Here is a 13161-nt window from a genome sequence, read left to right on the forward strand (position 1 = left end):
CCCCACCCGGTGGCCGCCGTCCATCGGGACGGCCCTACGCCTCCCGCTCTGGACCGCGGCGGAGACGGTCCAGCAGGACGGCGAGCACCGTGCCGTACACCACGTGGCCGGCGGCCATCACCGCCGGCCGACCGGGCCGGTCGCCGGAGATCGGCGGCAGGATGCCGAAGCCCGGCACCCAGCCCTGATAGCTGACGAGCCAGATGGCCAGGCCGTAGCCGGCGCCCAGGGTGACCGGCGCGCGGCGTCCCCCGCGGAGCAGCGCGAGCAGGGAGCCGCAGGCCGCGCCGAACCCGAAGTGCGCGATCGTGCCGAGCGCCTTCTCCCCCGGCTTGGGACGGTGCCGATGGCCCGGCAGGACGGCGCGGGCGATCCGCTTGGGAGGCTGGTCGGGCATCAGTCCCGCCCGCTGCCCGGCGAGCATCACCACGCTCATCACCGCCGTCGCGCCCGCCCCGGCGACCGCGCCGCGCACGAGATTCCTCACCGTCACCTGGTCTCTCCCGTCTTCCTGTCCCCACCGGGTGTCTTCTTCCCGTCTCCGCCGAGCGCGGCGAGGGTGTCGCGGGCGAGCTGGAGCTCCTCCCGCGGCTGGACCACCAGGACAGGTACGGCCGCGCCCGGCGCGCTCACCACCCCGTCCTCCTCCACCGCGGCACGGACCGGCGGCTCGACGCCGAGCAGGCCGAGCCGGGCGCAGACGGCCTCGCGGACCTCCGGCTGGTCCCAGCCGATCTCCCCGGTGAACACCAGCGCGTCCAGCCGGTCCAAGCTCGTCGCGGCGGCCCCGATCTCCCTGGCCACCCGGTGGGCGAACACCGCGAGGGCCAGCGCGGCGGCGGGGTCCGCGGCCTTCACCAGCTCCCGTGTGTCACCGGATACGCCCCCCGACAGCCCGATCAGCCCGGAGCGGTGCTCCAGGCCGTCGCGCAGTTCCGCAAGGGTCAGCCGGGAGTCCGACAGCAGCCACAGCAGCATGCCGGGGTCGACGCTGCCCGACCGCTTGCTCATCGGGACGCCCTCCAGCGGTGTGAAGCCCATCGAGGTGTCCAGGCTGCGGCCCTCGCGGACCGCGCACACCGAGGAGCCGCCGCCGAGGTGGGTGAGGACGAGCCGGAGCGCCCCGGCGGGCCTGTCCAGCAGCTCCGCCGCCCGGTCCAGCGCCCAGGAGTAGGACAGGCCGTGGAAGCCGTAGCGGTGCAGGCCGTACTTCTCGCGCCACTCCGCGGGCAGCGGGTAGGCCGCGGCGCTCTCGGGCAGACCGGCGTGGAAGGCGGTGTCGGGGCAGAGCACGTGCGGGACGCCGGGCAGCAGCCGGCGGCACGCCTCGACGAGCGCCAGCGCGGGCGGCACGTGCAGCGGGGCGAGGTCGGCGTACCCGCGCACCGCGGCCACCACGCCGTCGTCGGCCACCGTCGGGCGCCGTACGGCCTCGCCGCCGTGCACCAGGCGGTGCCCGACGGCCGTGATCTCGTGGTCTCCGGCGGCGTCGAGGAAGTCCGCCACGGTCTGCTCGACCTCCGCCGGGTCCGGGCTCCGCTCGCTGTGCTCGACGCGCAGTACCTCGCCGTCGCGGACGAGGTGGAGCTGGAGGCTCGACGAGCCCGCGTTGACGGTGAGCACCGCCCGGTCTGTGGTGGCCATGGTCTCCGGGTGCCCGGCCCGGACCGGGGCAAACGCCCGCCCGGACCGGGGCGGACACCCGCGCGGACCGGGGCGGACGCCGGCCGGGCGGGGGCGGGCGCCGGGATGGACGCCGGGGCTGACCGGGGTGGACGACCGGGGCTCACCGGGGCGGACGACCGGGTGACGATCCTCCTCCCGGGGTGCGGCGGGTCGGGCCCCGGCAGCATTGAACTGTGCCCGGCCCGGGCGTACGGTGGTCGCAGCGGTTATCCGTCTCTGCACGCTCCGTAGGGAGCCGTCAGGCGGGGTGAGAAGAACGCCGGGTCCGCCCGGCGGGAAGGCCCTCGCTGATATGGTTCCCGTGATCGAAACGGGCAGGGTTGTCCGTCGCCCACCTCGACCGGGGAAAGCGAGCAACCGCTCTCCCCAGAGGGCGGAGAGGTCGCGAGGGCGCTGTTTCCAACAGCTGTGGACAGCGGGGCACATATTGATGAACCAGCTCTCCATCGCCGTGAACGACCAGCCGCGGTTCGCCGTGGTATCACTGGCCGGCGATCTCGACAAGCTGTCCGCCTCCGATCTGGAGGAGGCACTCTCCGCGCTGCTGGCGCGCGGGCGGATCCACATCATCATCGACGTGCACGAGCTGAGGTTCTGCGACTCCACAGGCGTGTGGGCGCTGCTCGGCGGCCTGCGCCGCGCCTACGAGCTCAAGGGCTGGCTGCGGCTGGCCGGGGTGCACGGCTTCCTGGGGCGCCTGCTCGACCTCACCCGGCTCAGGGACGCCTTCCCCATCGACGCGAGCGTGGACGAGTCCGTCCTGCGCGCCTTCGAGAGAAACGTCCCGCTCTCCCTGTGACCCGTCTCCTCCCCTGAGGTCACGGAGGACCGTCGAGGGACCATCGGGTCCACCCACCCCCCTGCGGTGATCCGCCGGGGCGCCCTCCGTCCCGGTGCCGCCGCACGGACCTCCCACACGGCCACGCGGACCTCCTGTACGGCTCGCCGCCGTTCCCGTACGGCTCGCCCACCCGTTCCCGGTGCCGCCCCCGGCGTCCCGTCCGGATGCCCGGCGTACTACGGGTGCCCGCCGTGCTCCGGATGCTCACCGTACGAGGAATCCGAATGTCCGCCGCACAAAGAATAAAAACGGATTCGGATTTCCATTACCGGAAAATCCACGTTTAACCCTCCCTTTAAGGGAAGGGACCTGGCGCACAAGTGAACCGAGGAGGCGTGGATGCCCAAGTACCACTCGGGCCGTATCTCGGCCGTGGCCCTTCTGGTGGCGGCCCTCAGCGCCTGCGGCGGTGTCGGAGCGAAAAGCGGTGACAGCGGCGGCGGAAGCGGAGCGGCGGGCGGCGGTGGCGCGGGATCATCACTGACCACGATGGGATTCGGCCTCCCCGACGAGATCGCCGCCGTCCGGGTCGACGCGTTCAAGAAGGCGTACCCGGACGTGAAGGTCGCGATCAACGAGGGCCAGTTCGACGAGCAGGCGTTCCTGTCGGCGGTGGCGAGCGGCAACCCGCCGGACGTCGTCTACCTGGGCCGTGAGCGGATCGGCAGCTACGCCGCGCGTGGGGCCATCCAGCCGCTGGACGACTGCGTCTCCCGCGAGAAGATCGCCACCGACGACTTCTACCCGGCGGCGCAGCAGCAGTCGAAGTACGACGGCAAGTGGTACGCCATTCCGGAGTTCTACAACTCGATCGTCCTGCTGGTGAACAACAAGGCCGCCAAGGACGCCGGGGTCGATCCGGCGAGCATCGACACCTCCGACTGGGACGCGCTGGCCAAGCTCGCGGAGAAGATGAACCGCGTCCGGGACGGCAGGATCGAGCGGTTCGGCTTCTATCCCAAGTTGCCGGAGTTCCTGCCGCTGTGGGCCAAGGCCAACGGCGCCGACATCCTGTCCGCCGACGGCCGCACCGCGAAGCTCGACGACCCGAAGGTCGTCGAGGCCCTCGACTACGCCGGCCGGCTGGTGGAGTCGCAGGGCGGCTGGAAGAAGCTGAAGGCGTTCACCGAGACCTTCGACTACTTCGGCGAGGAGAACCCGTTCGCCACCGACAAGCTCGGCGCCATGCTCACCGAGCAGTTCGTGGTCAGCGCCATGGCGGGCACGACGCCGGACGCCGACATCACCGTGCTGCCGGTCAAGGACCGCCAGGGCAACCCGGTCAACAACGTGGGCGGCAACGCGTGAGTGGTCCCCAAGGGCGCCAAGCACCCCGACGTGGCCTGCCGCTGGATGAGGACCATGACCTCCGCCGACACCTGGATCGCGGCGGCCAAGGCCCGCGCCGACAAGCGCGCCAAGGAGGGCAAGGTCAACATCGGCACCTACACCGGCAACGTCAAGGCCGACGACGTCATCTTCTCGGAGGTCGTGAAGCCCAGCGGGCACAAGGCCTACGACGACGCGGTCAAGACGATCCGCTCGGTGCAGCAGGCCGGGTTCGTGGTGCCCCCGTCGGCGGCCGCGGCCGAGTTCACCAAGGCCTGGCAGGACGCGGGCAACCGGGTCCTGCTCGGCGAGAGGAAGCCGGCCGACGCCATGAAGCAGGCGCAGCAGCAGGCGCAGCAGGCCATCGACGAGGCGACACAGTGATCCGCGCTGTGATCCGCGCAGTGGTCCCCGCGGTGATCCGCCGGTCGGCGGCCCCGCGGGGGCCGCGGTGAGGCGGATCCGCCCGGAGACGCGGTGGGCGTACGTCTTCCTGCTGCCGTGGCTGATCGGCCTGCTGGTCTTCCAGCTCGGCCCGATGGTCGCCAGCCTGGTGCTGTCGTTCACCGACTTCGACCTGATCGGCGACCCGGAGTTCGTCGGCCTCGGCAACTACGCCAGGATGGCCCAGGACCCGAAGGTCCTCCGGGCCGTCGGCAACACCGTCTACTACACGGCGCTGCACGTGCCGCTGTCCATCGCGCTCGCGCTCGCCCTGGCGCTCATGCTCAACCGGATCACCGGGCGGGCCGCGGGCGTGTTCCGCACGATCTTCTACCTGCCGTCCATGACGCCGTACGTCGCCGTGGGCGTGCTCTTCCTGTTCCTGCTGAACGGCCAGGCCGGGATGGTCAACCAGTTCCTCGGCCTGTTCGGGATCGAGGGACCGCAGTGGACGACCGACCCGGACTGGATCCTGCCGGGCATCGTGCTGATGTCGCTGTGGAACCTGGGCTCGACCACGATCATCCTGTTCGCGGCGCTGCGCAACGTGCCACGCGAGCTGACCGAGGCGGCGATGATCGACGGGGCCGGCCGGTGGCAGCGGTTCCGGTCGATCACGCTGCCGATGATCAGCTCGGCGGTCTTCTTCGTGGTGATCATCAACACGATCTCCGCGTTGCAGATGTTCGACCAGGTGTACGCGATGTTCTTCGGCAACCAGGTCGCCCAGCAGTCGCACGGCGACGCGGCCCTGTTCTACGTGGCCTACCTGTTCCAGCAGGCCTTCCAGTTCCTGCACATGGGATACGCCTCGGCCCTGGCCTGGGTGCTGTTCCTGGTCATCCTGGTGATCACTCTCATCCAGGTGAAGGTGGGCAACCGGTTGGTCTACTACGAAGCCGAGGAGCACGCCGGATGACCACCGCGCTGGACCGGGCGCGGCCCCGGGTCGAGGCCGGCGGCCCGGCCGACGACGCCGGACGCGGGTCGCGGAAGATCTTCTTCCTGGTCATGCCGTCCGCGGCGTCGGCCCTGTTCCTGTACCCGTTCGTCTGGCTCGTGGTCGCGTCGCTCAAGCCGCGGTCCCGGACGTTCGCCGACCCGTTCGTCCCGTGGCCCCACCCGTTCGCGCCGGAGAACTACCTGGCGGTCTGGGACGCGGCGCCCATGCTGGCGTGGCTGGTCAACACGCTGGTCATCGGCGTCGTCGCGGCGGGCGCGGTCACCCTGTCGAGCGCCTTCGTCGCCTTCGGGTTCGCCTACTTCCGCTTCCCGGGGCGCAACCTGCTCTTCGGCAGCGTGCTGGCGACGATGATGCTGCCCGCGGCGGTCACGCTGGTGCCGACCTACCTCATCTGGAACTCGGTGGGGCTGACCGGCACGCAGGTGCCGCTGTGGGCGGGCAATCTGTTCGGCTCGGCGTTCTACATCTTCCTGCTGCGCCAGTTCCTGCTGGGCGTGCCCCGGTACGTCTTCGAGGCCGCCCGGGTGGACGGGGCGTCCTACCTGGACCTGTTCTGGCGGATCGCCGTGCCGCTGGCCAGACCGGCGCTGATCATCGCCTTCATCTTCGAGCTCAAGGCGAGCTGGTTCGACCTGATGAAGCCGCTGATCTATCTCCAGGACCCGGCGCTCTACACGCTGCCGCGCGGCCTGAAGGCGATCGTCGACCAGTTCTACCAGGGCGGCGACCCCAAGTGGGAGATCGTCCTGGCGGCGAGCGTCATCACCACGCTCCCGCTGGTCGTGATCTTCTTCTTCGGCCAGCGCCACTTCGTCCAGGGCATCGCCACCACCGGGCGCCGCTGAGAGGCCGGGGCGCCGCCGGGCCGGAAGGACGGCCCGGCGGCCCGGTCAGTCCGGCCGCCGCTCGAAGGGTGTGCCGGGCCGGTACAGGACGGCGTGGATGCCGACCGCCGCGGCGGCCTCGACGTTGACCGCCCGGTCGTCGAAGAAGGTGACCTCGCCCGGTTCCGCGCCGAGCCTGTGCAGGACCTTCTCGAAGATCTCGGGGTCGGGCTTGGCCAGGCCGAGGCGGCAGCTGTAGAAGCGGTGGTCGAACGCCTGCGCCCACGGCGCCCGGTCGATGGCCGCGGCCATCGGCTCGGGGGCGTTGGACAGCAGCGCGAGCCGGTGGCGGCCGGCGAGGACGCGGATCGCCTCCAGGCTCGCCGGGTCGAGGCGCGACCAGCTCGCGGTGTCGGCCGCGTCGAGCGCGGCCACCAGCGGGTCCCCCTCGGAGAACCCGCGGTCCAGGACGTCGCCCCAGTAGGCGTGGGAGGGTCTCCCCCGGTCGTAGAGGTCCCGGTGACGCCAGTAGCGGTCGAGGAACGTCTCGGTGTCGAGGTCGGCGAGGACCGCCATGGCCGTCACGTCCTCGGGCGGCTGCGGCAGTGAGATGACCTCGCCGTAGTCGAGCAGCATCCAGGTGGTCACGCGTCTCCTCCGTCTCGTGGCGAACTTCGTCTCCGTGCCGGAACCGGTCGCGGTGGTCCCGCGGCACCCGGCCGGCCGCCGTGGGCGGACCGCCGGAGACCGCCCCGGGTGCCTCGCCGTACGGAGGACCGCCGGAACCGATCCGCAAGGGCTTACGGTTCATTTGAACATCTCATGTGTTCGAAGGCAAGGGAGGCCGGTCACCGGGAGAAGGCACGGGTCCGATCATCCTGGTCGACGACGTGCTCACTCTCACCGGCCTGGCCCTCGTCCGGGAGCCGGTCACCATGCACGGCGGCCGGATCGAGGTGACCGGCCGTGTCGGCGCTGGCACCACCTTCACGATCAGCCCGCCATACGGCTCGGCCCGCCTTCCCCCGGAGCGGGTCGCCGAGGCGGCGACGCCGTGCCGGGACGGCGGAGTCGGGGCTCCCGGGTCAGGGCGGCGGGCCAGGACTCCCAGGTCAGGACGGCGGGGCCGGGAAGGCAGGGTCGGAAAAGGCCTAAACTTCACCCATGATTCGCCCCGCAACACCGGACGACGTCCCAGCGATCATCGGCATGATCCGCGACCTCGCCGAGTACGAGAAATCGCTGGACAAGGTCCAGACCACCCCCGACGACCTGCACGAGGCGCTCTTCGGCGACTCCCCCGCGGTGTTCTGCCACCTCGCCACCGAGCGCGACGAGCGGGGCGAGGAGAAGCCCGTGGGCTTCGCGATCTGGTTCCTCACCTACTCCACCTGGGTGGGCAAGCACGGCATCCACCTCGAAGACCTCTTCGTCCACCCCGACCGGCGGGGCGGGGGACACGGCAAGCGGTTGCTCGCCGAACTGGCGCGCATCTGCGTGGAACGCGGCTACGGCCGTCTGGAATGGGCGGTCCTCGACTGGAACACCCCCTCCATCGAGTTCTACCGGTCGCTGGGCGCCGCGCACCTCGACGAGTGGCACACGTACCGGCTCGCCGGCCCGGCGCTGGAGAAGCTCGCCGCCCGGTAGGGACCCGCGGGAACGGCCCCGGCGGGACGCCCGACGCGACCCGCGGCGGGAGGCGGCGATGACCGGCCCGGCGATCACGGCCCGGCCGGACCGCCGGGCGACACCTCCTCCCGGCGGGGCCGCCGACGGGGGCCGGCCCGGCGATCACCGTCGGCCGGGGCATGAACCTTTCATCCTTCCGCTCATCCCCGCACCTCGCTGACCTGCGTCGATGACGCATGCCTCGCCCACGGCGACCGCACCGCGTTCACTCCCCGGAGACGACGGCCTAAAGTCCGTCTCGCGTGAGCGCTTCACCGCCATGAACCAGCGGTTCGTCGTCCCCGGAAGGGGGAGGTAATCCCGTGAAGAAATGGCCAGGCGCCGTCGCCGCGGGCGCGGTCGCCCTCCTGTCCGCATTGCTCGCGGTCGTTCTCGTCCCCGGTTCGGCGTCCGCGCACGGCGCGATGATGGTGCCGGGCAGCCGTACCTATCTCTGCTGGCAGGACGGGCTGTCGCAGACGGGGCAGATCATCCCCGTCAACCCCGCCTGCGCGGCGGCGGTCGCGAAGAGCGGCCCCAACTCCCTGTACAACTGGTTCGGCGTGCTCCGCTCCGACGGCGCCGGGCGCACCCGCGGGTTCATCCCCGACGGGCAGGCGTGCAGCGGCGGCAACCCCACCTACAGCGGGTTCGACCTGCCGCACGCCGACTGGCCCATGACACACCTGACCGCCGGAAGCTCCATCCAGTTCCGGTACAACAAGTGGGCCGCGCACCCCGGCTGGTTCTACGTCTACGTCACCAAGGACGGCTGGGACCCCACTCGGCCGCTGACCTGGGACGACCTTGAGGCGGAGCCCTTCTACACGGCCGACCACCCGGCGAGCGTCGGTTCGGCGGGCACCGCGGACGCCTACTACTACTGGGACGCCCGCCTGCCCTCGGGCAAGTCGGGCCGGCACATCGTCTACTCGGTGTGGAAGCGGTCCGACTCCAACGAGACGTTCTACAACTGCTCCGACGTCGTCTTCGACGGCGGAAAGGGCGAGGTGACCGGTGTGGGCCGGCCCGGCTCGACCCCGACCCCCACGGTGACGCCCACCTCGACGCCCACCTCGACGCCCACCGCGACCCCCACGGTGACCCCGAGTTCGACGCCGATCGCGGGCGACTGCACGGCCACCTACCGGACGATCAACTCCTGGCAGGGCGGGTTCCAGGGCGAGGTGACCGTGACCAACCGCGGCTCCTCCCCGCTCAACGGCTGGACGGTGAGCTGGACTCCGGGCAGCGGCACCACGATCAACAGCGTCTGGAACGGCGTCTACACCGCGTCCGGATCGATCGCCGTGGTCAGGAACACCGACTGGAACCGGACCGTCGCGGCGAACGGCTCGACCACCTTCGGGTTCGTCGCCAACGGCACCAGCGGCTCACCCACCCCGACCTGCACCAGCCCCTGACGGATCCCCGGTGAGAGGCGGCCCCGGCCGGCGCCCGCAGTCCGCGCCGGCCGGGGCCGCCGCAGTCCGCCGCGTTCCCGCACGGAAGGAGGCCCCGCGGTGGTGACCCGGAGGATCGCGCCCCTGCTGGGCGTCGTCTCGCTGGGAGCCGCGGCGGCGCTGGTCGTGGCGTCCTGCGCCGGCCGTACGGCGGACACCCGGCACACCGCCGGGCACGCGGCGGAGACCCGGCACACCGCCGGGCGCACCGCGGACCCCCGGGACGCCGCCGGAGCCGCGACGGGGACCCCGGACGCCGCCGGGTCCGCGGCGGCGTCCGCCGCCGGCTGCACCGCCACCGTCACCCTCGTCGAGTCCTGGCCGGGCGGCTACCGGGGAGCCGCGACGATCAGCAACGTCTCCGGCCGGCCGATGCGCGACTGGTACATCCAGTGGCTGCTCCCCCAGGGCGCCAAGCTCACCCAGGTGTGGAACGGCACGCCCATGCAGAGCGGCCCCATCGCGATGATCCACGCGCCCGAGGGGGCCGTCCTCTCCCCCGGGGCCACCGTCTCCGAAGTCGGCTTCGTGGGCTCCGCCGCCGCTCCCCCGGCCTTCACCGAGATCACCTGCGGCTGACCGTACCGTCCGGCCGTGCGGGGCGACCGCCGGCACCCGCCGGTACGGCGCCGGCAGATCATGTTGCCGGAATGCTTCCGGGAACTACACAATCGCTGCAGGAAGACGGAGGGAGGATCGTGGCACGCGCGGGGCTGACGGCGGAACGCCTGGTCCGGGCGGGGGCGGAACTGGCCGACGAGGTCGGCTTCGACCAGGTGACCGTCTCGGCGCTCGCCAGGCGGTTCGACGTCAAGGTCGCGAGCCTGTACTCCCACCTGAAGAACTCGCGGGACCTCAGGACCGGGATCGCCCTGTTCGCACTGGAGGAGCTCGCCGACCGGGCCGCCGCCGCCCTGGCCGGACGGGCCGGCCGGGACGCCCTGGCCGCACTGGGAAACGTCTACCGCGACTACGCCCGGGAGCACCCCGGCCGCTACGACGCGGCGCGGCTCCGGCTCGACCCGGACACGGCGGCCGCCAGTGCCGGGGGCAGGCACGCGCGGATGACGCGGGCGATCCTGCGCGGCTACGACCTGACGGAGGCGGACCGGACGCACGCCGTACGGCTGCTGGGCAGCGTTTTCCACGGCTACATCAGTCTGGAGGCGGCCGGCGGCTTCGGTCACAGCGATCCCGGCACGCAGGAGAGCTGGGAGTGGATCCTGGACCACCTCGACGCCCTGCTGCGGAGCCGAGCCGCGCCCTGAGACCCGCCCGCGGCGACCCGGCGGCACAACGGAACGACGCCCCGCGGCGCCTGGCACCGGGACCCCGCCCGGATCGCGCCCGCCGGGACCGCCCGGGGGAAGACCCCCGGGCGGTGAGGACCGGCGGAACGGGATCTCAGCGGTCCTCGCGGAACTCCACGTGGCGCCGGGCGATCGGGTCGTACTTGGTGAGCGTGAGCCGGTCGGGGGAGTTCCGCCGGTTCTTGCGGGTCACGTAGGTGTAGCCGGTGCCCGCGGTCGAGCGCAGCTTGATCACGGGACGGATCTCGTTTCCAGCCATGGCCTTCTCCTTTTCCGATCGACGAGACCCACAACAACGCCGACAACGATTTCCATTCCTCCCGGTACGGAGATCCCCCGACTCCCGAACCGAAGCCGTCGACACCACCGTGACGCCACACGACGTCCAGAAAGACGTCATAAGTGACGTCATATGGCTTGACGTGACGTCATTTTTGGCGTCATAGTGGTGCCCATGGACGTCACGCCCTTCGTCGAGAACCTCCGCCGGGCACTGGCCGCGTCGGCGGCGGTCGCCGACGCCGAGACCCGGGCCGCCGTGGAGAACCTGACCACGTCACTCGACTCCGCGGTCAGGCTCACCCTCATCGAGGTGCTGTCGGCCGCGGCCGACGAGGTCACCCGCGAGCTCGCGCCCGGCTCGGTCGAGGTACGGATCCGCAACCGCGAACCCGAGTTCGTGGTGACACCGCCGGACTTCGGGGAGGCCGCGGGTTTCGCGCCGCCGCCCGGAATGCCCGGCGCGTTCGCGCCGCCGGGCGCTCCGGCCCCGCCGGGGCCGCCCGGCTTCCCCGCACCGCCGTTCCCCCCGACCCCGCCGACCCCGCCGACGCTCCCGGGCGAGGAGGGCACGGCCAGGATGACACTGCGCCTGCCCGAGTCGCTCAAGAGCCGCGTCGAGGAGGCGGCGGGCGCCGAAGGCGTCTCGGTCAACGCGTGGCTGGTCCGCGTGCTGTCCGCCGCGTTGCTGGACGGCCCGCGGGAGCCGCGTCCCCGCGGGAGTGGCAAGCGCCTCAGCGGCTGGGCCCGCTGAGGCCCCCGCGCCCGCCGGTCCACGCCTGAGTGGCGGTCATCAACCCCGGGCCTTCCTGCTCCCCCGGCACCATTCCATGATCCCCCGTACCCGAAAGGGAGATTCCGCCATGCCCTCGTTCCCCGCCCCCGGACCCGTCACCCTGCGGGTCAAGCTTCCCGCCGGTCTCCTGGAGGTCACCGCCGCCCCGCGCGAGGACGCGGTCGTCGAGGTCCGGCCCTCCCGTCCGTCCAGCTCCGCCGACGCCGAGGCCGCGAGCAGGACCCGCGTCGAACGGCTGGACGACGGCACGATCCTCGTCGAGACACCCGAGCAGCGCGCGATGCTGGGACGCCGGGCGAGCGTGGACGTGCTCGTCGCCCTTCCCGCGGGGTCGGCGGTCGCCCTCGACGCCGCCTCCGCCGACGTCCGCGCCTCTGGGCCGCTGGGGGACGTCGCGGTCGGCTCGGCCTCCGGCGATGTCCGGATCGAGCGCTGCGCCCGGCTTGACGTCAGAACGGCGAGTGGTGACGTCACATGTGACGTCATCGGCGCCGAGGCCGGCGTCCAGACCTCCTCCGGCGACATCCGGCTGCGTGAGCTGCGCGGCGAGGCGGAGATCACCACCTCCAGCGGAGATGTCAGGCTGGGCGCCGCCCACGGCGACACCACCGTCAGGAGCGGCTCCGGCGACATCACCGTCGAGACGTCGGCCGCGTCCTTCAGGACGAGGAGCACCTCCGGCGAGGTCACCGTCGGGACGGCCGGTGACCTGGTGGAGGTGCACAGCTCCTCGGGCGACGTCGAGGTCGGGGCGGTGACCCGCGGCCGGGTGTCGGTCGACAGCGTGTCGGGCGACGTCAGGATCGGTGTCGCCGACGGGGTGAGCGCCTGGCTCGACGTCTCCACGGTCTCCGGCGACCTCCGTTCCGGCCTGGAGGAGGCGGACCGGCCCGGTGACGAGGCCCCGCGGACCGAGATCCGCGTCAAGACCGTGAGCGGCGACATCTCCCTGGTCCGCACCCGCCCGTAGGACCCGTGCCACGGATCCCGCCACCGGAAGGATCCGCGGCGCGGGCCGCCGAACCGCTCCCAGAAGGCAGACCCCCCGTTCCCAGAAGGGAAGAGCCGTGAACAACGAGTTCCAGATCACCGCCCTGTGCCGGACGACGCACGCCGAGGCGATCGCCGAGGCCGAGCTCTCACGTCTGACCCCTCGGAGTCCCGGTCCCGCCCGCCGGTGGACCGCCCGCGCCATGCGCCGGCTCGCCGACCGGATCAGCCCCGAACCGGCCGGGGCGCGTCCCGGTCCCGCCCACCGCCGCCCGACCACCGTCTGACCATCGCCCCGCCACCACCTGATCATCGCCCAGCCAACGTCCGGCCACCGTCTGACCACCACCCGGCCGCCGTCCGACCACCACCCGGCCGCCGTCCGACCATCGCCCGACCACCGCCGGGCCATCGTCCGGCCGCCGTCTGACCACCATCCGGCCGCCGCCGGGAAGGCCGGGCATCCGGCCGGTGTCGCATCGCCCGGCCGCGACCGCCGAGCCCGCCGCGACGCCGGCGCCGCCCTCCCGTCACCCTCGCCCCGCTCGCGGGCACCACCGGGAC

Annotated in this window: 16 protein-coding genes; 12 read left to right on the plus strand and 4 right to left on the minus strand. The window is 72.2% G+C overall.

From position 1 onward, the window contains the following. Positions 1–34: 34 nt before the first annotated feature. Together HDA43_RS20555 and HDA43_RS20560 are read right to left on the minus strand one after the other, a co-directional pair. On the minus strand, positions 35–493 hold the full coding sequence (locus tag HDA43_RS20555) for a DUF6789 family protein (RefSeq protein WP_312873472.1): 459 nt from the start codon (positions 491–493) through the stop codon (positions 35–37). Further along, positions 490–1644, minus strand: a complete 1155-nt coding sequence (locus tag HDA43_RS20560) for an acetate/propionate family kinase (protein ID WP_179824164.1) — start codon at positions 1642–1644, stop codon at positions 490–492. The genes HDA43_RS20555 and HDA43_RS20560 overlap by 4 nt, the downstream gene beginning before the upstream one ends. A 472-nt stretch (positions 1645–2116) precedes the next feature. Here HDA43_RS20560 and HDA43_RS20565 point away from each other — a divergent pair, with 472 nt between their 5' ends. The 5 genes from HDA43_RS20565 to HDA43_RS20585 all read left to right on the plus strand — a co-directional run bounded on the left by HDA43_RS20565 (position 2117) and on the right by HDA43_RS20585 (position 6109). Further along, positions 2117–2485 (plus strand): STAS domain-containing protein, encoded by a 369-nt coding sequence (locus HDA43_RS20565; protein ID WP_179824166.1) that lies wholly within the window; start codon positions 2117–2119, stop codon positions 2483–2485. A 381-nt stretch (positions 2486–2866) separates the two neighbouring features. Further along, complete coding sequence (locus HDA43_RS20570; protein WP_179824168.1) at positions 2867–3835, plus strand: extracellular solute-binding protein; 969 nt, start codon at positions 2867–2869, stop codon at positions 3833–3835. 54 nt (positions 3836–3889) lie between these two features. Continuing rightward, the gene (locus HDA43_RS20575) at positions 3890–4240 is read left to right on the plus strand and encodes a hypothetical protein (protein ID WP_179824170.1); all 351 of its coding nucleotides are present in this window, start codon (positions 3890–3892) and stop codon (positions 4238–4240) included. A 67-nt stretch (positions 4241–4307) separates the two neighbouring features. After that, positions 4308–5219, plus strand: coding sequence for a carbohydrate ABC transporter permease (locus HDA43_RS20580; RefSeq protein ID WP_218912333.1), 912 nt, complete (start codon positions 4308–4310; stop codon positions 5217–5219). Beyond that, positions 5216–6109, plus strand: a complete 894-nt coding sequence (locus tag HDA43_RS20585) for a carbohydrate ABC transporter permease (RefSeq protein WP_179824172.1) — start codon at positions 5216–5218, stop codon at positions 6107–6109. Before HDA43_RS20580 ends, HDA43_RS20585 begins: the two co-directional genes overlap by 4 nt. Before the next feature lie 45 nt (positions 6110–6154). Here the strand turns inward: HDA43_RS20585 and HDA43_RS20590 are convergent, their stop codons facing one another. Continuing rightward, positions 6155–6736 carry an HAD-IA family hydrolase gene (locus HDA43_RS20590; RefSeq protein WP_179824174.1) on the minus strand — a complete coding sequence of 194 codons (582 nt, stop codon included), beginning with the start codon at positions 6734–6736 and terminating at the stop codon, positions 6155–6157. A 516-nt stretch (positions 6737–7252) separates the two neighbouring features. Between HDA43_RS20590 and HDA43_RS20595 the strand changes: the two genes are divergently transcribed. The 4 genes from HDA43_RS20595 to HDA43_RS20610 all read left to right on the plus strand — a co-directional run bounded on the left by HDA43_RS20595 (position 7253) and on the right by HDA43_RS20610 (position 10490). Continuing rightward, a complete protein-coding gene (locus HDA43_RS20595) occupies positions 7253–7738 on the plus strand; it encodes a GNAT family N-acetyltransferase (RefSeq protein WP_179824176.1) in 486 nt (161 codons plus the stop codon). Between the two features lie 344 nt (positions 7739–8082). Next, positions 8083–9183 carry a lytic polysaccharide monooxygenase auxiliary activity family 9 protein gene (locus HDA43_RS20600; RefSeq protein ID WP_312873473.1) on the plus strand — a complete coding sequence of 367 codons (1101 nt, stop codon included), beginning with the start codon at positions 8083–8085 and terminating at the stop codon, positions 9181–9183. Positions 9184–9282: 99 nt separating this feature from the next. Beyond that, positions 9283–9801 carry a cellulose binding domain-containing protein gene (locus tag HDA43_RS20605; RefSeq protein ID WP_179824179.1) on the plus strand — a complete coding sequence of 173 codons (519 nt, stop codon included), beginning with the start codon at positions 9283–9285 and terminating at the stop codon, positions 9799–9801. A gap of 119 nt (positions 9802–9920) precedes the next feature. Next, positions 9921–10490 (plus strand): TetR/AcrR family transcriptional regulator, encoded by a 570-nt coding sequence (locus tag HDA43_RS20610; RefSeq protein WP_179824180.1) that lies wholly within the window; start codon positions 9921–9923, stop codon positions 10488–10490. A 136-nt stretch (positions 10491–10626) separates the two neighbouring features. Here HDA43_RS20610 and rpmG read toward each other — a convergent pair whose 3' ends face one another. Beyond that, positions 10627–10791 carry a 50S ribosomal protein L33 gene (gene rpmG, locus HDA43_RS20615; RefSeq protein WP_179824182.1) on the minus strand — a complete coding sequence of 55 codons (165 nt, stop codon included), beginning with the start codon at positions 10789–10791 and terminating at the stop codon, positions 10627–10629. A gap of 195 nt (positions 10792–10986) precedes the next feature. Here rpmG and HDA43_RS20620 point away from each other — a divergent pair, with 195 nt between their 5' ends. From HDA43_RS20620 to HDA43_RS20630, 3 genes are all read left to right on the plus strand, one after another. Continuing rightward, entirely contained in the window at positions 10987–11565 is a 579-nt protein-coding gene (locus tag HDA43_RS20620) for a toxin-antitoxin system HicB family antitoxin (protein WP_179824184.1), read from the plus strand. A gap of 109 nt (positions 11566–11674) precedes the next feature. Next, positions 11675–12577 (plus strand): DUF4097 family beta strand repeat-containing protein, encoded by a 903-nt coding sequence (locus HDA43_RS20625; RefSeq protein WP_179824186.1) that lies wholly within the window; start codon positions 11675–11677, stop codon positions 12575–12577. 97 nt (positions 12578–12674) lie between these two features. After that, positions 12675–12884: a hypothetical protein gene (locus HDA43_RS20630; RefSeq protein WP_179824188.1), complete on the plus strand. Its 210-nt coding sequence runs from the start codon at positions 12675–12677 to the stop codon at positions 12882–12884. The last annotated feature ends 277 nt before the right edge of the window (positions 12885–13161 follow it).

The organism is Streptosporangium sandarakinum, from assembly GCF_013409935.1.
Taxonomy (GTDB): Bacteria; Actinomycetota; Actinomycetes; order Streptosporangiales; family Streptosporangiaceae; genus Streptosporangium; species Streptosporangium nondiastaticum.

Excerpts from the sequence above, each read along its gene's own strand:
- HDA43_RS20560 (WP_179824164.1), bottom strand. The coding sequence starts at position 1,644 with ATGGCCACCACAGACCGGGCGGTGCTCACCGTCAACGCGGGCTCGTCG.
- HDA43_RS20565 (WP_179824166.1), top strand. The coding sequence starts at position 2,117 with ATGAACCAGCTCTCCATCGCCGTGAACGACCAGCCGCGGTTCGCCGTG.
- HDA43_RS20570 (WP_179824168.1), top strand. The coding sequence starts at position 2,867 with ATGCCCAAGTACCACTCGGGCCGTATCTCGGCCGTGGCCCTTCTGGTG.
- HDA43_RS20575 (WP_179824170.1), top strand. The coding sequence starts at position 3,890 with ATGACCTCCGCCGACACCTGGATCGCGGCGGCCAAGGCCCGCGCCGAC.
- HDA43_RS20585 (WP_179824172.1), top strand. The coding sequence starts at position 5,216 with ATGACCACCGCGCTGGACCGGGCGCGGCCCCGGGTCGAGGCCGGCGGC.
- HDA43_RS20595 (WP_179824176.1), top strand. The coding sequence starts at position 7,253 with ATGATTCGCCCCGCAACACCGGACGACGTCCCAGCGATCATCGGCATG.
- rpmG (WP_179824182.1), bottom strand. The coding sequence starts at position 10,791 with ATGGCTGGAAACGAGATCCGTCCCGTGATCAAGCTGCGCTCGACCGCG.
- HDA43_RS20620 (WP_179824184.1), top strand. The coding sequence starts at position 10,987 with ATGGACGTCACGCCCTTCGTCGAGAACCTCCGCCGGGCACTGGCCGCG.
- HDA43_RS20625 (WP_179824186.1), top strand. The coding sequence starts at position 11,675 with ATGCCCTCGTTCCCCGCCCCCGGACCCGTCACCCTGCGGGTCAAGCTT.